Origin of the sequence: Chloroflexus sp. MS-G, from assembly GCF_000735195.1 — a bacterium.
Classification (GTDB): Bacteria; Chloroflexota; Chloroflexia; order Chloroflexales; family Chloroflexaceae; genus Chloroflexus.
The window spans coordinates 13,085-33,991 of record NZ_JPIM01000011.1; the positions used below are offsets into that span (position 1 = coordinate 13,085).

General features: G+C 57.4%; 16 protein-coding genes. All 16 read left to right on the top strand.

Going from position 1 to position 20,907, the window contains the following annotated elements; genetic code table 11:
• From JE47_RS0103340 to JE47_RS0103415, 16 genes are read left to right on the top strand one after another with little or no spacing between them, the layout of a single operon-like run.
• The gene (locus JE47_RS0103340; RefSeq protein WP_031458391.1) at positions 1–702 is read left to right on the top strand and encodes a T4 family baseplate hub assembly chaperone; all 702 of its coding nucleotides are present in this window, start codon (positions 1–3) and stop codon (positions 700–702) included.
• Positions 683–1,498 carry a hypothetical protein gene (locus JE47_RS0103345; RefSeq protein ID WP_031458392.1) on the top strand — a complete coding sequence of 272 codons (816 nt, stop codon included), beginning with the start codon at positions 683–685 and terminating at the stop codon, positions 1,496–1,498. The genes JE47_RS0103340 and JE47_RS0103345 overlap by 20 nt, the downstream gene beginning before the upstream one ends.
• Positions 1,495–2,802, top strand: coding sequence for a DUF4255 domain-containing protein (locus JE47_RS0103350; RefSeq protein ID WP_031458393.1), 1,308 nt, complete (start codon positions 1,495–1,497; stop codon positions 2,800–2,802). The genes JE47_RS0103345 and JE47_RS0103350 overlap by 4 nt, the downstream gene beginning before the upstream one ends.
• Positions 2,799–4,763: an ATP-binding protein gene (locus tag JE47_RS0103355; RefSeq protein WP_236631121.1), complete on the top strand. Its 1,965-nt coding sequence runs from the start codon at positions 2,799–2,801 to the stop codon at positions 4,761–4,763. The genes JE47_RS0103350 and JE47_RS0103355 overlap by 4 nt, the downstream gene beginning before the upstream one ends.
• Before the next feature lie 27 nt (positions 4,764–4,790).
• The gene (locus tag JE47_RS0103360) at positions 4,791–5,045 is read left to right on the top strand and encodes a hypothetical protein (protein WP_031458395.1); all 255 of its coding nucleotides are present in this window, start codon (positions 4,791–4,793) and stop codon (positions 5,043–5,045) included.
• The gene (locus JE47_RS0103365; RefSeq protein WP_031458396.1) at positions 5,042–9,358 is read left to right on the top strand and encodes a DNA/RNA non-specific endonuclease; all 4,317 of its coding nucleotides are present in this window, start codon (positions 5,042–5,044) and stop codon (positions 9,356–9,358) included. Before JE47_RS0103360 ends, JE47_RS0103365 begins: the two co-directional genes overlap by 4 nt.
• A 24-nt stretch (positions 9,359–9,382) precedes the next feature.
• Positions 9,383–10,330, top strand: coding sequence for an eCIS core domain-containing protein (locus JE47_RS0103370; protein WP_031458397.1), 948 nt, complete (start codon positions 9,383–9,385; stop codon positions 10,328–10,330).
• A gap of 18 nt (positions 10,331–10,348) precedes the next feature.
• Complete coding sequence (locus tag JE47_RS0103375) at positions 10,349–10,984, top strand: hypothetical protein (RefSeq protein WP_031458398.1); 636 nt, start codon at positions 10,349–10,351, stop codon at positions 10,982–10,984.
• 9 nt (positions 10,985–10,993) lie between these two features.
• Entirely contained in the window at positions 10,994–11,290 is a 297-nt protein-coding gene (locus JE47_RS0103380; RefSeq protein ID WP_031458399.1) for a hypothetical protein, read from the top strand.
• 6 nt (positions 11,291–11,296) lie between these two features.
• Positions 11,297–12,424 carry a hypothetical protein gene (locus JE47_RS0103385; RefSeq protein ID WP_031458400.1) on the top strand — a complete coding sequence of 376 codons (1,128 nt, stop codon included), beginning with the start codon at positions 11,297–11,299 and terminating at the stop codon, positions 12,422–12,424.
• Positions 12,421–12,906 carry a phage baseplate assembly protein V gene (locus JE47_RS0103390; protein WP_031458401.1) on the top strand — a complete coding sequence of 162 codons (486 nt, stop codon included), beginning with the start codon at positions 12,421–12,423 and terminating at the stop codon, positions 12,904–12,906. Before JE47_RS0103385 ends, JE47_RS0103390 begins: the two co-directional genes overlap by 4 nt.
• Positions 12,906–13,226, top strand: a complete 321-nt coding sequence (locus tag JE47_RS0103395; protein ID WP_031458402.1) for a hypothetical protein — start codon at positions 12,906–12,908, stop codon at positions 13,224–13,226. Before JE47_RS0103390 ends, JE47_RS0103395 begins: the two co-directional genes overlap by 1 nt.
• Positions 13,226–13,576: a GPW/gp25 family protein gene (locus JE47_RS0103400; RefSeq protein ID WP_031458403.1), complete on the top strand. Its 351-nt coding sequence runs from the start codon at positions 13,226–13,228 to the stop codon at positions 13,574–13,576. Before JE47_RS0103395 ends, JE47_RS0103400 begins: the two co-directional genes overlap by 1 nt.
• Positions 13,577–13,579: 3 nt before the next feature.
• Positions 13,580–16,090: a putative baseplate assembly protein gene (locus tag JE47_RS0103405; protein WP_031458404.1), complete on the top strand. Its 2,511-nt coding sequence runs from the start codon at positions 13,580–13,582 to the stop codon at positions 16,088–16,090.
• Positions 16,087–18,603: a putative baseplate assembly protein gene (locus JE47_RS0103410; protein ID WP_031458405.1), complete on the top strand. Its 2,517-nt coding sequence runs from the start codon at positions 16,087–16,089 to the stop codon at positions 18,601–18,603. The genes JE47_RS0103405 and JE47_RS0103410 overlap by 4 nt, the downstream gene beginning before the upstream one ends.
• 48 nt (positions 18,604–18,651) lie before the next feature.
• Entirely contained in the window at positions 18,652–20,817 is a 2,166-nt protein-coding gene (locus JE47_RS0103415; RefSeq protein WP_031458406.1) for a hypothetical protein, read from the top strand.
• The last annotated feature ends 90 nt before the right edge of the window (positions 20,818–20,907 follow it).

Here is a 20,907-nt window from a genome sequence, read left to right on the forward strand (position 1 = left end):
ATGACAACCATTTCATCCACAACGTTGCTGACGATCTGGGAAAACAGTGCAGTGCAGCCACCAGTCAGGCGTGCGTTGTCATTATTGGCACCGTTTTTCAGCGATCAGGAGCTGGCCGAGTTACCCATCGGTACCCGTAACGCCATGCTGTTGATGGTCAGGGAGTGGCTCTTCGGTACGCGGATGGATTGTGTTGTGCATTGTCCGCAGTGTGCGACTCGTCTGGAATTTACGCTGTCTACGACCGATGTGCGGGCGCTGGCGCCGACAACAACTGTACATCAGCTTGAATTTGCGGGGCAGCGATTTACGTTTCGCCTGCCGACGAGTGCCGATCTGTTGGCGTTGAATCCGGATGCTGCTACCTCTCGCCACCTGATCGAACGGTGTCTCCTTGCCGCACCAGCAACGGCGTCTACCGAGGCGCTGGCCGCAGTCGCAGCGGCGATGGTACAGGCTGATCCCCTGCTCGATCTGCAAATTGCTTTGCGGTGTCCTGAGTGTGACCATACCTGGATGGCGCCGTTTGATGTCATGACGTTTGTCTGGCGCGAGGTTGATAGCTGGGCGCAACGGTTGTTGCGTGATGTTCATACGCTGGCCAAGGCGTATGGGTGGTGCGAGCGTGACATTTTAGCGTTGAGTCCTCGACGGCGGGCATGGTACCTCCGATTGGTGCATTATGAACGATCCACTGGCTAACCTGCTAGTTTACAGCTTTGGCGATGGTCTGGCGGATGCGGTGCAGCCACGGCTACCAGCTCGTTTCGAGCCGGTCGTATTGCCAGGGGGCGAGCGTGAGTCGTTCGCACAGGTTTCCGGTGAGACTGGCGAGATACCGGTGTCTGAGCAGGTAGTTTTCCCTGAGATACCATCATCGTTGCCGCCGACTGTCTCGCCTCAATCTGTCATTGCGCCCCCATTCGATGATATGACCTCACACCGCCAGGCGGATACTCAGCCAGTGCAAAGACTGACGCCAACCGTGGACGGTATACCTTCTGCGTGGGGGCAACCGCCAACCGCTTATCCTTTGCACCCGGATGCAACGACATCAGCGGGGTTGACTACTTCCGCACGCGAGGTTGCCTCAGACAAACCGGAGACGGCTGGTATACCGACCGGTGTTGTGCCGGAGGAACGCCAGCCGGTGTTTGTTCGACGCCATACTGATCGTGTTGGTCAAATATCAGAGGAAGTCGTGCCAGATAAACTCAAATCGAGATCCGGGTCGCCAGATATACAGCGCGAGGCTGCATCAATACCGGAGCTAACCGATCCTCCGGTGGCGGCACGGGTGCGGTCTTCGCCAACGGTACAAGAACAGGGAGTACCGAACCATGTCCACCACGCACCACGCATCACGATTAGGATTGGTCGGGTGGAAGTACGGGCAATTCCGGTAACCTCACCACCTCCGGCAACACGTTCTCGTTTGCCAACTCCGGCGCTCAGCCTTGATGAATACCTGCGGCGACGTGATGGGGGAACATCATGAGTAATGCGCTGGCAATCGCTGCGGTAACGGCAGTCTTACGTGATCTGTTGCAAGATGGTCTGATCGACCACGACATTACCGGTACGCTCGGTGATGTGACGGTGAGCGTGCTGTCACCAGCGCAGGCATTGGCAGCGTTCACCGCAGGGAGTGGTCAGCTCAACCTTTTTCTCTATCGGATCACGCTTAACTCTGGCTGGCGTAATTATGGTCTACCTTCCCGTTCGGGGCGAGGAGATTTGATAAGTGATCCGCCACTGGCCCTTGAACTACACTACCTCTTGACTGCTTACACCGATCAAGATTATCTGGCTGAGCTGCTACTTGGCTATGCAATGCAACTATTGCACGAGACGCCGGTACTGGCCCGCGATGCGATTCGTACCGCACTGGCGCCACCTTCGCCGATCAGCGGAGTTAGTCTGCCGGGAACAGCGCGAGCCAGTCTGGTTGCGGCCGATCTGGCCGACCAGATTGAACAAGTCAAACTGACCCCTGAACCGCTGACGCTGGAGGAGATATCGCAGATCTGGTCGAGCCTGCAATCGCCGTACCGACCGAGTGTTGCCTACCAGGCATCGGTTGTCTTGATTGAGAGTCGGCGTCCAACGCGCCAGGCATTGCCGGTGCGGCAGCGCAACCTCTACGTACTCCCATTTCGTCAACCACGCATCACGCAGATTGGTTCACAGCGTAGCGCCAACGAGCCGGTGAACGTTCAGCAGCCAATTCTTCCCGGCTACCGGTTGGCGGTGCGTGGACAGCAGTTGCAGGGTGATGATGTTGTCTTGCGGATTGGTGAGACTGAAGTGGCGCCGGAACAGATGACCGACACCCAAATTATCGCCCCATTGCCGACAGGTTTGCGCGCTGGCGTCCAGTCAGTGCAGGTGATACACCGCTTACCGATCGGGACCCCACCAACGCCTCACCGTGGTGTCGAATCGAACGTCGCGGCATTTATCTTGCATCCGGTAGTGACGGCAGCAGCCGGCCCACGCGATGGAAATGGAAATGTCACGATCACGTTGAATGTCACGCCACCGGTTGGCAAGCAGCAGCGAGTGGTGTTGCTGCTTGATGAAACACCGCCGCCGGTAAATCGCCCTCCGCGCTCATTTGTCCTCACGTTACCGGCGCGAGCGCCTGCTGCGCCACCCAATGACACAGACTCAACATTGACCCTGACGACTGCGATAGTCCCACCGGGAACCTATCTGGTACGGATACAGGTAGATGGAGCTGAAAGTCAGCTTGAGATGACTGGCAGCATCTTTAGTGGGCCAACAGTGAGTATTCCATGAATACCTTGAATACCGTAACGACAGCCGATTGGGTGACGGCTAATCATCGTTATCTGATGGCAGCACTGGCGGTGATACGTTGTCGTTTAACCGGTGCACGTGATACGCAGGAACTCGGTGCGGTGGAACAGGAGCTGGCAGCAGTGCGGACGGCGATGCCAGCATTACCGGCACTCGAACGACTCCAGATGATCTTTGGTCTATCCGAATTCGAGGTCGGATTGGTGTTGTTGTGTGCCGGTATTGAACTGGATAGCAATCTGGCAGCGATCTGCGCCAGTGTTCAGGGTGATCCGCAGCGATTCAGGCCAACAATTGGGCTGGCATTAGCGGTATTGCCGGGCGCCCATTGGAGTGCATTCACACCGACTGCGCCGTTGCGTCACTGGCGGTTAATTGAGGTGGCCGAGGGTGAACCGCTTGTGACAGCGCCACTGCGGATTGATGAACGAGTGTTGCACTACCTGCTTGGGGTTGCAACGCTCGACCGGCGCTTGCAACCATTGTTGCGCCTGATTCAGATAACAACCCCGTTGCCGCCAGCTCATCGCGATCTGGCTGCCCGAATCGGGGCGCTGTGGGAACGTGAGCCTGAGCCGTCGCCAGTACAGCTTTGTGGCGCCGATTCATTGAGTCGGCAGGCAGTTGCGGTTGCGGTAGGTGAGCGCCTGGGGCGGCCGGTCTACGGACTGCGGGCCGAAGACATACCGGTTGACGTGGTAGAGCAAGAACTGCTGGCCCGTCTCTGGGAGCGCGAGGCGGCGTTTAGCGGGGCGTTGTTGCTGATCACCATTTCTGATCTGGAACCACCACGCCCACTGTGGCACTGGCTGGAACGGGTGCAGGGGATGGTGATGCTGGCAAGTGCCGATCCTTTACCGGTTGCCGATAGGTTGCTGGTTCGTTTTGAGTTGCCAAAGCCGGATCGTCGTGAGCAGCGGGTGCTCTGGCAACAGGTTCTGGGTGAACACGGGCCGAACGCTAACGGCCATCTGGAAGCGATGGTAAACCAGTTTACCCTCAATGCCAATGCGATGCGAGCGGTTGTTCTAACCACGAGCGGGGATCACAACATCGACTGGTGGGATGCCTGTCGGCTGCAAACCCGTACCCGGCTTGATGGATTGGCGCAACGGATCGAGACAAGGGTTGGTTGGGACGACCTGATACTACCGGCAGAACATATGACGACACTGCGGCAGATGGTAGCTCATGTACGGCAACGAGTGCGAGTGTATGAAGAGTGGGGGTTTGGTCTCCGTGATGAACGGGGACTGGGAATTAGTGCCCTCTTTGCCGGGCCAAGCGGTACCGGCAAAACGCTGGCCGCCGAGGTATTGGCCAATGAACTGCGTCTCGATCTCTATCGCATTGATCTGAGTTCAGTCGTCAGTAAGTACATCGGTGAGACAGAAAAGAACCTGCGGCGTATCTTTGATGCTGCCGAAGGTGGTGGGGTCATTCTCCTCTTCGATGAAGCAGATGCGCTCTTTGGTCGGCGCAGTGAGGTCAAAGACAGCCATGACCGGTATGCCAATCTCGAAGTGAGCTATCTTTTGCAGCGCATGGAAGCATACCGGGGGTTGGCGATTCTCACCACCAATATGAAACAGGCGATTGATACCGCGTTTTTGCGGCGGATTCGTTTTATCATCAATTTCCCATTTCCCGACGCAACCCAACGTCAGCGTATCTGGCAACGAGTCTTTCCGCCGGATACGCCGCTCGATGGGCTTGATTGGGGGAAGCTGGCCCAATTCCATCTTGCCGGTGGCAATATTCGCAGTATCGCCCTCAATGCGGCCTTTCTGGCTGCCGATGCCGGTGAACCGGTGCGGATGACGCACATTTTAAGTGCGGCGCACAGCGAATATGCCAAACTGGAAAAACCGCTTACCGATGCGGAGTTACGTGGATTTTCGAGTGCGGATCGCGCCCGCCCGGTGCAGATGCACCAGTAGTCTGGTCACACGTCGGAGATGAGTACGATGGCTATCGATATTGAGCTACATATTGATGAGATTCTCTTCGTTGGTTGCCCAGGCATTGATCGTGAGCGGGTCAAAGCAGCGCTGATCGATGAATTAACGCGATTATTGCTTGCGCATGAGGCGGCTGCGTCGGCGTGGCGTCATCGCGAGGTAGAGCTAGTTGATGGTGGAACTCTGCGCTTCACGCCTGGCATGACTCCGGAGGCAATTGGTCGGCAGATAGCGATGACCATATTTCGGGGATTGCCATGAACAAAGTGGTTGTGCGTAAACCGACGCAAGCTGCTGAGGTTGCCCGGCGCACACTGATGCCGGCAGCACCCGCCCGACCGCTGTTCCGACGAACAAGTGCTACCGGTAAGAGTGTTGGTGAGGCGGTATGCCCGCTCTCGCAACCGCCCGATCACGAGTCTGCCGATGTGGCGATGCTGCTGGCGCAGGCGATGACCTTCCCTTCTATTCCATTGCCGTATCGGGCTGAACTGGAAGCACGTTTCGCACAACCACTTGCTCAGATTCCGGTCTATGCCAATCCAATGGCTCAGCAAGCGCTGGCACTGGCGCACGCCGAAGCAATCACGTATCAGGGGGCAATCTTTCTGGCTGATCCCCATCCATCACTCTCGCTCATTGCCCACGAAGTGGTACATGCACTTCAGATGCAATCGGCAGGTGCTCCTGACGTCAACCAACAGGTGGTGGCGGCAAACGATCCGGCTGAGCAAGAAGCAATAACGCTGGCTGATCAGGTACAACGCACCACAGCAGCAGCCCTGACACCACCGCCAGTAGCGGTTACTACCTCGCTCCCTGCTACTGCGCTGGCGTTGCGGCGCACAACATTACCATCGCCAACCGATGAACCCGCGACAACGGCATTTCGTCGTGTCGTTGACCGGGCGCCGCCACCATCGCCATCGCACCACACACCTGAACCGGCGGCGCCACCACCGCAAGCCGCAGCGGTACCAGCGCCAGACCTTGAACCGGATCAACCGCCGTTGGCATTACCTCCGGCTCCGGCGCCTGGGATCGGCGACGCTGAGGTAGCCGCGCAACAGGCAGGCATGGCTGAAGCTAGGGCAGCGCTGACTACAGCCACCGATCCTGAGACACTGATAGCGACATTTGCCGAGGCCTCACCCACACTCAAAGCACAGGCTGTGGCAACGCTGGGAGCCGAAACCGATCGGCTGGCGAAAACTGAAGTAGCCCAACTCAATGCTGAGGTTCCAGTTCTCCATGCTACCCTCAACCCGATGGTTGAGGAGCCGCCACCATTGACGGTAACACCGCCGGACGCACGCTCACTTGAGCTAACGGTTGAAGGAACGTTGCCGCGTGAAGAGCTACCACCGACCCCCGATCCTGGCCGTTACACAGCCAACGACCGACTTACTGCCGATATTTCACGTCTGATGAGCGGTACGGTTGAGGAGCGGGCAGCCAGCATTGCTGAACAGTTGCACGAGGTGCAAATTCACGACAGCGCAGTTGATACCTCTCCCGGTGTCCCACCGCAGATACCGTTGACCGACGGCGCCGATCCGGATCAAATTGATACCCAGATCAGGGAAGGAGTGACCCAATCACGCCAGCTTCGTGATGACGCGGCCCGGGCGGTCATCGATGGCCCAGGTCCCGAGCAGGCGCAGCCCATCGTGCTCGATGAGGCCAACCCTATCGGTGAGTTGGCGCAACCAGAGATTGGTACGCCGTCTATGCCTGAAGGGCCGCAAGCGTATCTTGAGCTGGGTTTGCCCGCAGATGTGCAGGCTGCTTTCGAACAGCAACAGCACGATGTGATGGAGGCCAATCTGACCGCAGCTCAACAACAGGTGGCGGAGGCGAGTGCAGAGCGTGAACGCCAACAAACCACTGTCGTGAGTGAAGCGCAGGCCCAGGCTCAGGCGCAATCGGAACAGGCCGATGAACAGCAACGCGCCGGCGTGATCGAAGCCCGCGAGCGGATTCAAGGCGCCCGCCAGGAGACACTGGCTGCGCAGCATGCAGCCGCTGCCGATGTTGAACAACAGGCAACGGCTGAGCGCACTGCCCGACGGCGCGAGATTGATGAGCGGGTACGCGCCGACGAGAGCCAGATTGAGCAACGGTATGCTACGGCTGAACGTGATGCGCAAGCAGAAGTTGCAGACGGTGAGCGACGGGCAGCAGCCGAACGAGATCGTGCCGCTCGTGAAGCCGAAGAGCAGAGCTGGTGGGATCGGGCGGTCAATTTTGTCCGTGATGCCTTTGCCGCCTTGACCAGAGCGATCGGGGCGATTTTTGATGCGGTGCGGCGGGCAGTGAATGCCATTCTCGATGCCGCAAAAGCGTTTGCTATGCGGCTCATCGATGCAGCCGTGGCCTTCATCAATGGGTTAATCGCTGCATTTGGGGCAATGCTGAAGGGTCTCATTGATACTCTGATCGGCTCCATCTTTCCCGAACTGGCGGCCCGTCTCAATGCAGCCATTGATAGCGCCGTCGCCTTTGCCCAGAACGCTGTCAATGCTGCGGCAGCAAGGCTCAGAGCCGGGATTGCAGCACTCGTGGAAGGCTTACGGGCCAGTCTCAACGCGATCATCAACGTCTATCAGACAGCGATAACGGCGGCGCTGAATGTTGTGCAGGCCGTGCTTGCCGGTGATTGGGCTGCACTGGCCCGTATGGTGCTTGAAGCGGTGCTGAAAGTGGCCGGTATTGAACCAGAAACCTTCTATCAATTTATCGGCCGTGCTCAGGAAACATTCCAGCTTATTATTGATAATCCGGGCAGGTTTGTCGGTCATCTGATTGACGCCTTTCTCAATGGGGTGCGCAATTTTGCCGGCAACTTCCTGACCCATCTTCAGGCCGGGATTATTGGCTGGCTGACCGGTGCGCTCGGTGGAGCAGGTATCACGCTACCTGAACGCTTCGATCTGATGGGTGTGCTGAGCCTGATCCAGCAAATCCTCGGCTTAACCTGGGATCGGCTCCGTGAGCGGGCAGTACGCCTGATCGGCCCACAGGCAGTGGCAGTGATTGAGTTTGTTGCCGGCTATTTGCGTACTCTGATTGAAGGCGGCTGGGATGCTCTCTGGCAGCGTATCCGTGATGATCTGGCCAGTCTGCGCGACATGGTGCTTGAAGGTATCAAGAACTTTTTACTCGAACGGGTGGTAATGGCCGCGATCACCCGACTGGCAACCATGTTTAACCCGGTCGGCGCGATTGTTAATCTGATACTTGCCGCTTACAACCTGTTTACCTTCTTGCGTGACCAGTTATCACGCATCATCGAAGTGGTGCAGACGGTGGTCAACGCCATCGGCGATATTGCCCGTGGTGTCATTCAACCGGCATCGCAGCGCGTTGAAGAGGTACTGGCGCGTTTGTTGCCGCTGGCAATTGATCTGCTGGCGCGCCTGCTCGGTTTGGGCAATGTCGGTAGCAGAGTGCGCGAGATCATCGAACGGGTGCGTGCAGTCGTTGATCGAGCCATCGACCGCTTGATCGAGCGGGTGCGCCGACTATTTCGGGGGGGAGGGACACAGGCGGTGGGGACGAACGGTACACGCAGGCCGGGAGAACTGGCAGTACCGTTCACTGCTGCCGGACAACATCATCTCTATGTGCGTGTAATCAATAACCGGGCTGTAATGACAATTGCCAGCAATGAGCAAGATTTTGATCGGTTTGCCGCCGATCTTGAGCAACGGATTCAGGTTCTGCCTGATAGTAGTCAGAAGCAACAGCTTCTTCAGCAACTTGCCGAAGCTCGTCGGTTATCAACCACCGTTGAGACACAGCACGCGCAAGCCGCCGTTCGCGCAGCTCAAGCGCGAGGGGTTACGAGTCCTGCACTGTCACTTGAACAAAACATCCAGCGTCAACTTGATCGGCTCATTACCGCTTTGCAAGCAATTATGGTTTGGGCCAGCAGTGTTCCCAGGGACTTTACTCCTGGTCGCATTCAGTACAACCCGCAAGGAGATCTTGCTCGACGTGCTCATGGTTGGCTCGGTAAGAAGACGCCGCGCGATCCTGCGGATCAAAACCGCGTTGCAGGACCGATTAATGACCTGATCAGACAACTCGCAGAACGAGGCTTCGAGACTCATACTAGATTTGATGCAGGTCACTTAATTGCGAGTCGCTATGGTGGTGATGGAACCTGGGAAAACCTCGTTCCGATGGAACAGCGGATGAATCGCAGTTGGTTTAGCGCTTTTGAGGCAAAAGTTCAGACCTATGTTGACGCAGGTGAAGCTGTCTATGCTGATGTTCGTGCTGAGTACAGTGGAGATCCGTTCGCTCGTTTGCTCGATGATGCGGTTATCGATCAAATTTCTCGTGATCCTGAACTACAGATGATGGCTGCAACTAAATTCATGCGTATTCCACAGTCCACTAGTGCGACCGTGGGTCGTCGTACCAGTGATGGACGAGATCAGGTTATTTTGCAAGAAGTCTTTGATCCGCGACAACGTCTTGCATTCAGGATTCGTCAAGCTATTCGTCTCGGGTTGATTGGTAGTGATCAACATGCCCGTGCACGTGATGTATATCAGCAACGTTGAAAATAGTTAATGTAGAGAGAACTTATGCACCAATCGCTGTTTCGATCCCAACTCCAGACTGAAAATATCATATGTGCATCGAAGGCCCGCACTCCTCACCCCCTCGACCCAACCACCCGTATCCACTTCGCGCCGTGCTTCGGCTACGACCTCAGCACGGTCCGTATTCATCGTGACGATTCCGCCGCCCGCACTGCACAACACCTTGGCGCGGCGGCGTATACGGTTGGGCAACATATCTTCTTTGCTCCCGGCCAATATGCGCCCCACACGGCTGCCGGTCAACGGTTGCTCGCGCATGAGCTGGCACATGTTGTTCAGCAGGCAGAAGGGGTACGTGGTCGGAGTATGTCTGCACTGGAAGCGGATGCCGAACAGCAGGCCAACGCCGCCGTAACTGCATCATCGCTCCATCGTCTGCGACCACTTCCCGTACCGGCTCAGCCGCTGCTCCAGTGCTATCGTGTTCCTGGTTCGCTGCGCTGCAATGAAGTCGTCGACTGGCTTAATGCCAACTCGCCCTACGCTCCTGAGTGGGCCGAAACCCGTTGTACCTACGAGTTCAATGGCGGCGTCCAGACCCGCAGTGAAACACTTCGTGATGGACGGGTGCGGGTCACAGCGCGAGGAATGCCTTCAGCCACCGTGACGGTTGATTGTCCGATTGACCGACCTGAATGGGAACCAACCGACCGCCCCAACCGTGATGCCGAGGTTGCCGCGTGGCAGGCGATGCGGGTCACACTCGATGCGCACGAGGCTGAACATCGCCGTATCGGCCAACGTTGGCGTGCGATACTCGAACGACGGTTTCGGGCAATCAATTTCACCGTTACCGGCGATGATGCTGCTGATGCAATGCAGCAGGCGCAGGCTCGTGTGGCTGAACTGCAACAGCAATGGCAGACTGAAGCCCAGGCCGCCCAGGATAAGATTGATCCGTTTCGTGGGGCAGTGTTGCGCTGCCCGTAGTTGGACAGAGGATACAGTATGACCACGTTTCCACGTTCGCCCCGTGTACTCAAAGGTGCGCTAGTCAGTTTTGATTTACCCAACCCGCAACCGGCAGTGATCATGTTTCAGTATAACCCCGATACGCTGGCGCGCACCCTGGAAGCGCAAACCGGTAGTGAGGGCGCCGATGCCTTGCGCATCAAGGGTGCACCGGTTGAGACGATCAAACTCGATGTTGAACTCGATGCGACCGATCAACTTGAACAGGGGAGTGCAGCCACCGGTTTGCACCCGCAGTTGGCCGCGCTCGAAGTGCTCATTTACCCGAAGAGCAGTCTGGTGATTGCCAATACCGCCTTGTTGAATGCCGGTACGATTGAAATTTTGCCGCCCCAGGCCCCATTCACACTCTTCATTTGGGGACCTAAACGGGTGTTACCGGTACGCCTCACCGAGTTTAGTATCAACGAAGCGGCTTACGATCCGCAACTCAACCCAATCCGGGCAAACGTTACGCTCGGTTTACGGGTGTTGAGTTATAACGATCTGCCGACCTCTCATCCCGGTTACCATCTCTTTCTTGCCCATCAAATTGTTAAAGAGACGATGGCAGCAACGGCACGTACTTCTGCGCTTGCCGCTACCGGTGCTGGATCACTTTCTCTGTCGTAAGAGGCGCCTATGTTCAACCCAAATAGTCGCTACTATCGCATTGCTACAGCCACCCACACTCCTGCTGATGGTCAGGCGGTGGTCTATGTGCGCCGCCGTTTCTTGCCTGTTGGGGCAACGATGCCGCTCCTGGCTGAAATTGAGGTGACCGGAGCCGATCGGCTTGATCTGATGGCTGCCCGCGTGTTTGGTGATCCCGAACAATACTGGCGCATCTGTGATGCCAACGACGCTATGAACCCCTTTGACCTTACGACCGAAGTCGGTCGTCTGGTGCGCATCGCTGTGCCGACCGTTGAAGGGTAGTGCACTATGAGTCTGCTCAGTACACGCCTGACCATCCTGATCGGCCCAACTATCCCGCTTCCGGCTCCGCCGCCGTTGCTGGCCACACTGGCGAGTGTGGAAGTCACGCATCGTGATGAAGGTCGGTCAGGTTTTCAAGTGATCTTCCAGATCGGACGCGAACGGGGGGACGTGCTTGATTATGCCCTGCTCGCTGGCCCGTTGCTCCGCATCGGTCATCGGATCGTCCTGATTGTCTGGTTTGGTGGCTTACCCCAGGTCTTGATGGACGGACTGATCACCAATCAACAGTTGCAACCCGGTGACCAGCCCGGTTCAGCAACACTCACTATTACCGGTGAAGATGTGAGTGTAGCGATGGATCGGGAAGAGAAGTCGGTAGAGCATCCGGCTCAACCCGAGGCGGTGATCGCACTCAAGATTATCGCCAGTTATGCGCAGTATGGTCTGATTCCTATGGTTATTCCACCGCCAACGGTAGACATGCCATTGCCTACCGAACGCATTCCTGTCCAACAGGCGACCGATCTGGCGTACTTACGTCAGATGGCCGAACGATTTGCGTATGTCTTTTACATTACCCCCGGTCCGGCGCCGTTGACCAATACCGCTTACTGGGGATCGCCGATACGGATCGGCGTGCCGCAACGCGCACTGACCGTCAATATGGGTTCGTCAACCAATGTTACATCGATCAACTTCCAGTACGACCCGTTGACGGCGACAACGCTTACTGGTCAGGTGCAGGATCGGGCTACCGGTCAGCGGGTACCGGTACGTTCGTTTGCCAGTCTGCGGCCACCACTGGCCAGCTTACCGGCGCTTGCCTCCTTTGCGCGCAGCACCATCTTTCGCGGCACAGGTCTGGGTGCAGCGCAGGCAATGGCTCAGGCGCAGGCTGAGACCGATGCCTCAAGCGATGTGCTCACCGTTGAAGGTGAACTTGATACGGCACGCTACGGCAGTCTGTTACAGGCGCGCGGCTTAGTGGGGTTGCGTGGCGCCGGTTTTAGCTACGACGGCCTCTACTACGTCAAACAGGTTAAACACCAGATCAGCCGGGAAGGGTTCAAGCAAAGCTTTACCCTGACTCGCGAGGGTCTTGGTTCGACCGTACCGGTGGTGCTGCCATGAGTCAATTTTTTGGAAAGTATCGCGGCAAGGTTGAAAACAACATTGATCCGCTACAACTGGGGCGTGTGCAGGTGAGTGTACCGGCTGTACTCGGCGAGGGCCGGATGAGTTGGGCGATGCCCTGCGTGCCGTTGGCCGGTAATGGAGTGGGGCTGTTTCTGGTGCCACCAACCGGCGCCAATGTGTGGGTTGAGTTCGAGGGAGGAAATCCCGATTACCCGATCTGGAGCGGCTGTTTTTGGGGGCCGGGTGAAGTGCCTGCTTCCCCAGCGGTAGCCGAGATGAAGGTCTGGAAAACAGCAACCGCTACCATCACAGTGAATGATCTGCCGGGGATTGGTGGAGTTACGATTGAGACAACTACCGGGGCCAAAATTGCGATCACCGCGACAGGGATCGAGATCACCAACGGCCAGGGAGCGACGATCAAGCTGACCGGGCCTCAGATTACGCTGAATGATGGCGCATTGGAGGTGACATAATGCCGGGATTTCTTTTGCATGTGGGGGCTACCGTGCTCTGTGCGCACGGCGGTCAGGCACAGGCGACCGCTCCCAATCCACGAGTACGGTTAAGTGGTCAGCCGATTGTCACGCTGAGCGCACCTCATACGGTCGCCGGTTGTCCTTTTTCAACCCCTAGTGGGCCAATGCCATGTGTAACTGCTCAGTGGACGGTTGGGGCAATCCGGGTGCGCGCCGGTGGCACACCGGTCTTGTTGCAGGATAGTCAGGCGACTTGTGTGCCAAATGGTACGCTGGTCAATATTGTGACCACTCAGATGCGGGTCAGGGGGCAGTGATGCAGATCGCGTTTCCATACAGGATTGACGGCAGTGGTCGAACCGCTCAGGCCAACGAAGATGAACATATCCGTCATCTGATCGAGCAACTGCTCTTCACTACTCCCGGTGAACGAGTGAATCGACCGACCTTCGGCACCGGGTTGCGCCAGTTACTCTTTGCCCCAAACAGTACCGAGCTGGCTACTGCCCTTGAGTTTATGGTTCAGGGAGCCTTGCAAGAGTATCTGGGCGAATTGATTCGGGTTGAGGCGCTGGCAATCACGGCTGAAGATGAGAAGTTGCATGTGACGGTGCAGTACGTGGTGCAACGCACCCAGCAGCGACGTGTCGTCGAGATTGCGAGTTAAGGTATGGGAATGCAGTTTCGTTGTGCCAATGTGCGGCGGGCACAGGTGTTGAGCACTGCGGCTATACCGCTAAACGGGATCGATTTTCTCGAAGTGCTCGACCAGGACGCACCGGCTGGTTCGCCACGCCAGCGAACCTTGTTGGTGCGAATGCTAAAGCCGGCGCCATGGGGGTTGCCAGCACTTAATGTTCGGATCGATGGTGGTGTACGCATAACCGGGATTAACGTTCTGTGGGTGTTGCGTGCCGCTGATGCGAGTCCGGCTGACGTGAGTGCCGGACGGATAACCAACGCCGAGCGGACTTTTTATAACAATCTGCCGGCTGCCGACCGCACGCTGGTAGTACGAGTTGATCAGGCCGGCGATTTTGCGCCTTATACCTTCAGGCTGACGCGTTCAGCGACCGATCCAACCCCACCAGATGGTTTCGATCCTATTCTTTGTACGGTTGATTTTTCCTTCAAGGTCGATTGTCCTGATGAGTTCGATTGTGCTCGCGATCAGGCGTGTCCGCCAGCACCTGAAGGATCGCCCCCCATCGATTATCTGGCCCGCGATTACGCCAGCCTGCGCCAGATGTTGTTTGATCGTCTGGCAGTCGTTGCACCAGATTGGCGAGAGCGTAACCCCGCCGATCTGGGTGTGGCAATTGTTGAGGGGTTGGCCTACATTGGCGATTACCTCAGCTATTACCAGGATGCAGTAGCTACCGAAGCTTATCTCGATACGGCACGGCGACGAGTCTCGCTGCGTCGTCATGCCCGTTTGCTCGATTATCGCCCGCACGATGGCGTGAATGCTCGTACCTGGGTACAGATTCAGGTTGATGCACCGCTAACCCTGCCCGCTGCTACACCATTGTTGACACGAGTTGGTGGTGTTCCTGTGCGTCTGCTGCCTGATTCTGCTGAATTACGTATGGCCCGTCAACAACAGCCGCTGGTCTTCGAGACAATGCATGAGGCGCGACTGTTTCCTGCTCACAACCAGATGACCTTCTACACCTGGGGTGATGAAGGGTGCTGTCTGCCCGTCGGGAGCACGCAGGCGACTCTGCGTGGTGATTTCAGTGCAACCCTGCATCCCGGTGATGTGTTAGTGTTCATCGAACAGCGCAGTCCGCAAACCGGCTATCGCGCCGATGCCGATCCGAACCGACGCCACGCTGTGCGTCTGACCCGGCTCACCGCCGGGCTTGATCCATTGGGTGGACAGTTTGCCGATCCGCCAACGAATGATCCGGTTGCTGTGACCGAGATCGAATGGATGGTTGCTGATGCCTTGCCGTTCATCCTCGATCTGAGTGATGTTGCCGTCCCTGTCGATGATCGTGATGAGACCAATCAATCACGCCAACCGGCCAGTGTGGTGTTGGGCAATATTGTGCTGGCCGATCATGGCGAAACGCTGCCCGTTGAACCGTTACCGGCAGTGAGCGATCCCTTACGATACCGTCCGGTGTTAAGCCGTACCGGTATTACTTTCGTCGCGCCCTTCGTGCCTACCGATCACACGCTCCCGGCTACGCATCTGGTTAGCGATGCCAGACCATCCCTCACCCTACCGGCAGTTTCCTTAACCAGTCCTGCCGGTCAGTGGCAGCCGGTTCCCGACTTGCTCGGTAGCAATCGATTTCAGACTGAATTTGTCGGGGAATTAGAGCAAGATGGTCGTTTGTACCTGCGTTTTGGCGATGGTCGGCATGGGCGACTGCCGCTAATGGGTGAATCCTTTGTTGCCCGTTATCGTGTGGGGAGCGGTACTGCCGGCAATATTGGCGCCGATGCGCTGGCCCATATTATCACTGCCGAGAGTGGTATTCGCCGTGTACGTAATCCACTCCCTGCGCGTGGTGGGAGCGAACCAGAGTCAATCGAGGCGATCCGTCAGTACGCACCGCACGCCTTTCGCCGACAGGAGCGGGCTGTCACGCCCGCCGACTACGCATCGATGGCCGAGCGCCATCCTGAAGTACAACGTGCTGTTGCCACTCGACGCTGGACAGGGAGCTGGTATACGATCTTTATTACTGTTGATCGGCGTGGTGGCTTGCCAGTGGATGCCAATTTTGAGGCTGAGCTGCGCGCATTTCTCGAACGGTACCGGATGGCCGGGCAGGATGTCGAGATCGACGGGCCGATCTACGTTGCGCTCGATCTGGCTTTTGTGGTATGCGTTGCCCCCGGTTTCTTTACCGCCGATGTAAAAGCGGCATTGCTTGAACGGTTCAGCCCACGTAACTTTTTTCATCCCGACAATTTTACGTTTGGTCAGCCGGTATATCTCAGCCAGATCGTAGCAGCGGCAATGGCTATTCCCGGTGTGCGCTGGATTGATACAGCAGGCGGTCCCGGTAAACCGACGCGCTTTCAGCGTTGGGGCCAGGCGCCACGTGGCGAATTGGCAAAAGGACAGATCGCTGTCGGTCGGCGTGAGATTGTCCGCTGTGACAACGATCCAAACCGACCCGAACATGGGCGATTGGAGTTCATCATGGAAGGTGGTCAATGAATACTGATGATCGCTTACAATCCCCTTGTGGCTGCGATGAACGTCGCGCTGTCCCATCACCCCACTACAACCCTCCTGGTCAGCCCGCGTTGCGCTATCGCCTGGGGACGCATCACTCGTTTCTTCAGCGTATGATGGCCCGGCTCTCGCAACAGTCTGACGCTACCGGACGACGACCGCTTGCCACCTTGACCACCCGTGATGTTGCCGATCACTCGCTGGCGCTGCTCGATGCTGCGGCGACCCTGGCCGATGTCCTGACCTTCTATCAGGAACGAATTGCTAACGAAGGTTTTTTGCGCACTGCGACTGAACGACAATCGGTATTATTCCTGGCCCGTGCAATCGGCTATGAACTCAAACCAGGTGTTGCCGCTTCTACCTATCTCGCCTTTACCCTCGACGATTCCCCCGCTGCTCCGGCGCAAACGGTTATTCCCGCCGGAACCCAGGTCCAGAGTATTCCGAGCAAACAGGGTGAGCTACCGCAGACCTTCGAGACCACAGATGAGTTTATTGCCCGCAAGGCATGGAATGCCCTACGGCCACGGTTAACCCGACCTCAAAACCTGAACAAGGGATCGCAAACTCTCTATTTGGCCGGTGTTGATACACGCCTTCAGCCGGGCGACTATCTGCTCCTGGTTGGAACTGAACGTGAACGCGATCCCGGTAGTGAGCGTTGGGATCTCCGGCGCATCCTGTCTGTTACCCCCTATCCCGATTCAACCGGCGGCTATACCGTCGTGACCTGGGAACCCGGTCTTGGCTCGGATCGACCATCAATGCTTCCGGCTGCTCAACCGCAGGTGTTTGCCCTCCGGCGTCATGCCCATCTCTTCGGCTTTAACGCTCCTGATTGGCGCCTTATGCCGGAGACGGTAAAAGGGCAATACTCCGGTCCGAGTCGCCCGCTTCCCGATGAATGGCCGGGCTTTTCAATTGACAGTACCAGGCCGCAGATCGAACTCGATGCAGCGTATCCGAAAATCGTCTCGGGGAGCTGGGTAGCCCTGCTCACTCCCGGCTACACCGAACTCTACCGCGTGATCCGTAACGAGTCGGTCGGGGTGGCGAACTTTGCCCTTTCTGGTCAGGTGACGCGCCTCACCGTCGATACCACCGAGAACCTCAGTCGCTTTGCCCGCCGGGCCACGCTGGTGCTGGCCGAAAGTGAGTTGTTACCGCTGGCGCCTGAGCCAGTTGTGGAACCGATTACCGGTAAGCAGATTGAGCTGGCCGGTGTCGTACATGATCTCTATCAAAATCAACCACTCATCGTCAGTGGAAAACTCTCGCCGCACGATGAGCATCCGACCGCAGTGGTAGTTTTCGTAGAAGCAGTGTATCCCGGTCTCGATTTCACCACCGTCGTATTACGTGACAAGGGTTTAGACTCGCTCAAGCTGATCCGCTCGACAACGGTCATCTATGCGAACGTCGTTGCGGCCACGCACGGTGAAACGACCAGTGCCTCCATCGGAAGTGGCGACGGTAGTCGATCTCACCAACGCTTCAAGCTCAAAAAGGCTCCCTTGACCTATGTCTCCGCCAGTACGCCCACCGGTACAGCATCAACGTTAACCGTGTGTGTCAACGGTGTGACCTGGACCGAAATCCCTTCGCTCTATCACGCTGATCCCACCGATCAAACCTATGTGGTGCGGATTGCTGATGACGGCACAGCAACGGTGCTCTTCGGTGATGGAGTGCGCGGGGCGCGTCTGCCCACTGGCCAGGAGAATATTGTTGCTACCTATCGGTTTGGCATCGGGAGGGATGGAGAGGTAGATGCGGGTGCTCTCAGCCTGCTCAAGACCCGCCCTCCAGGCGTGCGCAGCGTCACGAATCCGCTGCCTGCGACCGGTGCTGAAGACCCGGAAACGCTTGCCAGTGCACGCACAAATGCGCCACAGACGGTCTTAACCCTCGACCGAATCGTCTCCCTGCAAGATTTTACCGATTTCGCTAACGCCTTTGCCGGCATCGGCAAAGCTCAGGCCACCGCATTTCGTCGCGGTGAGCAGATACTGATCCATCTGACCATCGCTACCGCGAGCGGCGCTTCACCACTCGCCAGCGATCCGCTCTTGATCAACCTGCGCACTGCTATTGATTCCGTGCGTGATCCGTCTGTTCTGGTCGAGCTGGCCGGTTATACCCGTCTTACCTTCCGCCTCACCGCAACAGTGCAGTACGACCGACGCTATCGGGCTGAGGATGTGCGTCTGGAAATCGAAAGTAGCCTGCATCACACCTTTTCGTTCGCTGCCCGTGCTTTCGCGCAACCGGTGACCGCAGCCGAAGTCGTCGCGGTCCTCCAATCGGTCCCCGGCGTAGTGGCAGTTGATCTCGACTCGCTAGCTTACGCCAGCGGTCGTACCGGCTCCTCTCCGTCTTTGCTGCCGGCTCTACCGGCCCGTCATATCGGTTCGACCATTACCTCGGCTGAACTTCTCGTCCTCGATCCAGCCGGAATCAATCTGACGCTCTTCGCCGTGACAGCGCCGTAAGTTGCGGTTGCGACCTATGCCAGAGAGCTGCTTTACGAAAGGACTGTTATGGTCATCCATCCTCGTGACCGATTGTACGAACTGTTACCGGCCGTCTATCGGAGTCGTGACGCCGGGCAGGGTGAGCCGCTACGGGCACTCTTGACCATTATCGGTGATGAGTTGGCCCGTATCGAGACCGACATCGCCGATCTCTACGACGATTGGTTTATCGAAACCTGCGCCGAATGGTTGATCCCGTACATTGGTGATCTCCTCGGCGTTCGCCCCCTCCACGAACTAACCGCCGTTACCGACCTGAGTCTGCGGGCGTATGTGGCCAATACCCTGCGCTATCGCCGCCGCAAGGGTACGGCGCCGGTTCTCGAACAACTGGCTCGTGATGTCACCGGCTGGCCTTGTCGCGTGGTTGAATACTTTGAACGCCTAGTAACGACTCAACATCTCAATCACATCCGGCTCCATAGCCCGGCGACTGCTTCATTGCGCGATGCCAATCGCCTTGAACTGACGAACAGCCCTCTTACAACGCTCAATCGCACTGCCGAAGTACGCCGGATCGAGATTGGGCGTGGTCGCTACAACATCCCCAACCTTGGCCTGCACTTGTGGCGCTTACAACCCTACGTTGTTCAGGGTGTCATGCCCCGACCGGTCACCGATCCGCCCGATGGTCGCTACTGGTTTAGTCCACTCGGCAACGACATCCCACTCTTCAACCGACCCCGTACCGAACTCGAAATTACCCAACTGGCAAGCGAACCCGACCTACCGGTACCCTTGCGTCGACGCGCCCTTGCCGACGATCTCACGGCTCTGCGTCGAGGCCTGATCAGCGACAGTACCTACCTCTCGCTTGTTCGTCCTGCATTCCAGATTGCGGTACCTGATGGTACAGGTACGCTGAGACCGATTCCTGCCGCCGAAATCCTCATCTGCGATCTCCGTGATTGGCGCCGTCCACCGACCAGTATAGCCTACGGCCCACAATCATTCCCCATTCGAGTTGCCGTTGATCCGCAACGTGGACGGATCGCCTTTCCTGCTGGTATAGTCCCATCCGATCTGCTGGTCAACTACACCTACGGCTTCGTTGCTGACATTGGCGGCGGCCCCTACTCGCGACACTCAACCCTTGTCAACCCTACCCCCGGTGATTTTGCAGCCACTGTCGCTCGCCGTAGCACCGCCGATGTTACCACTACCACGCTTGCGGCTGCACTTGCCGCCTGGAGCACTTCATCGGCGCCTGTCGGTGTCATCACCATTCTCGACAGCGCCACCTATGCTGAAGACATTACCATCACGATGACTCCCGGTCGCACGCTGGTCATTCAGGCTGCTGACGGTCAGCGCCCTCTGATCCGCCTGATCAACCCGCTACGCATTGTCGGTAACGGCGACCGGGCAACGCTCAACCTAAACGGCCTCTGGCTCGAAGGCGGGATCGAACTTGCTGCAGGTAGTCTCGAACGGTTAGTCATCCAGCATTGCACTCTGGTACCCGGCTGGCAGATCGACGCGACCGGTGCCCCTCAATTTCCTGACCGCCCCAGCATTCAGGCTCTTGCCCCTAATCCGGATCTGCGCGTCGAACTCACACGGAGCATCAGCGGCGCGTTGTATCTGGCAGAGGATGCGGACGGTCTGCTTGCCGACGATTCAATCATCGACGCCTTCGCGCCGGCCAGGCCAGCCTGCGCGGCCGGTGCCAGTGGGGAGAAGATCGGACCGCCGGCCAGTTTTGTTCGCTGCACCGTATATGGCGAAGTGCGGGTTCGGCAAACCGATCTCATTTCAGAAAGCCTGATGCTAGGGCGCGTATTGGCTGCCCGCCGCCAGATCGGTTGTAGCCGTTTCAGTTTTCTGGCTCCCAGATCGCGAGTACCCCGTCGCTTCCGTTGCCAGCCCGATCTTGCCCTTACCGCTGAAGCCGCCGCCCGTGGGCAACCACTCTCTGCTCTGACGGCTGCGCAGCGTCAGGCGATTACGCTCTCAGTCACCCCATCGTTTACCAGCACCCGGTTTGGTCATCCGGCCTATATGCAACTCGCTCGTGCGTGTCCGCTTCCCATTATCCAGGGCGCCGAAGATGGAAATGAAATGGGTGCTTTCTATCTCGTTCAACAAACCTACCGCCTCACCAATCTTCAGATCGCCTTGAATGAATATCTGCGGGTTGGTCTTGCGGCAGGGGTTTGGTTGGTAACTTAGTGGGTACGACGTCACACTGATAACACAAAAGAGACCATAAATCATCAACAATGTCCTATGTCCTGGTTTCTTCTTCCTGCAAGGAGTTTG

What these genes read in the sequence shown, in the direction of transcription:
- JE47_RS0103355 (WP_236631121.1), top strand. Translation starts at nt 2,799, where the DNA reads ATGAATACCTTGAATACCGTAACGACAGCCGATTGGGTGACGGCTAAT.
- JE47_RS0103410 (WP_031458405.1), top strand. Translation starts at nt 16,087, where the DNA reads ATGAATACTGATGATCGCTTACAATCCCCTTGTGGCTGCGATGAACGT.
- JE47_RS0103385 (WP_031458400.1), top strand. Translation starts at nt 11,297, where the DNA reads ATGAGTCTGCTCAGTACACGCCTGACCATCCTGATCGGCCCAACTATC.
- JE47_RS0103375 (WP_031458398.1), top strand. Translation starts at nt 10,349, where the DNA reads ATGACCACGTTTCCACGTTCGCCCCGTGTACTCAAAGGTGCGCTAGTC.
- JE47_RS0103395 (WP_031458402.1), top strand. Translation starts at nt 12,906, where the DNA reads ATGCCGGGATTTCTTTTGCATGTGGGGGCTACCGTGCTCTGTGCGCAC.
- JE47_RS0103345 (WP_031458392.1), top strand. Translation starts at nt 683, where the DNA reads ATGAACGATCCACTGGCTAACCTGCTAGTTTACAGCTTTGGCGATGGT.
- JE47_RS0103405 (WP_031458404.1), top strand. Translation starts at nt 13,580, where the DNA reads ATGGGAATGCAGTTTCGTTGTGCCAATGTGCGGCGGGCACAGGTGTTG.
- JE47_RS0103370 (WP_031458397.1), top strand. Translation starts at nt 9,383, where the DNA reads ATGCACCAATCGCTGTTTCGATCCCAACTCCAGACTGAAAATATCATA.
- JE47_RS0103400 (WP_031458403.1), top strand. Translation starts at nt 13,226, where the DNA reads ATGCAGATCGCGTTTCCATACAGGATTGACGGCAGTGGTCGAACCGCT.
- JE47_RS0103350 (WP_031458393.1), top strand. Translation starts at nt 1,495, where the DNA reads ATGAGTAATGCGCTGGCAATCGCTGCGGTAACGGCAGTCTTACGTGAT.
- JE47_RS0103365 (WP_031458396.1), top strand. Translation starts at nt 5,042, where the DNA reads ATGAACAAAGTGGTTGTGCGTAAACCGACGCAAGCTGCTGAGGTTGCC.
- JE47_RS0103360 (WP_031458395.1), top strand. Translation starts at nt 4,791, where the DNA reads ATGGCTATCGATATTGAGCTACATATTGATGAGATTCTCTTCGTTGGT.
- JE47_RS0103415 (WP_031458406.1), top strand. Translation starts at nt 18,652, where the DNA reads ATGGTCATCCATCCTCGTGACCGATTGTACGAACTGTTACCGGCCGTC.
- JE47_RS0103380 (WP_031458399.1), top strand. Translation starts at nt 10,994, where the DNA reads ATGTTCAACCCAAATAGTCGCTACTATCGCATTGCTACAGCCACCCAC.
- JE47_RS0103390 (WP_031458401.1), top strand. Translation starts at nt 12,421, where the DNA reads ATGAGTCAATTTTTTGGAAAGTATCGCGGCAAGGTTGAAAACAACATT.
- JE47_RS0103340 (WP_031458391.1), top strand. Translation starts at nt 1, where the DNA reads ATGACAACCATTTCATCCACAACGTTGCTGACGATCTGGGAAAACAGT.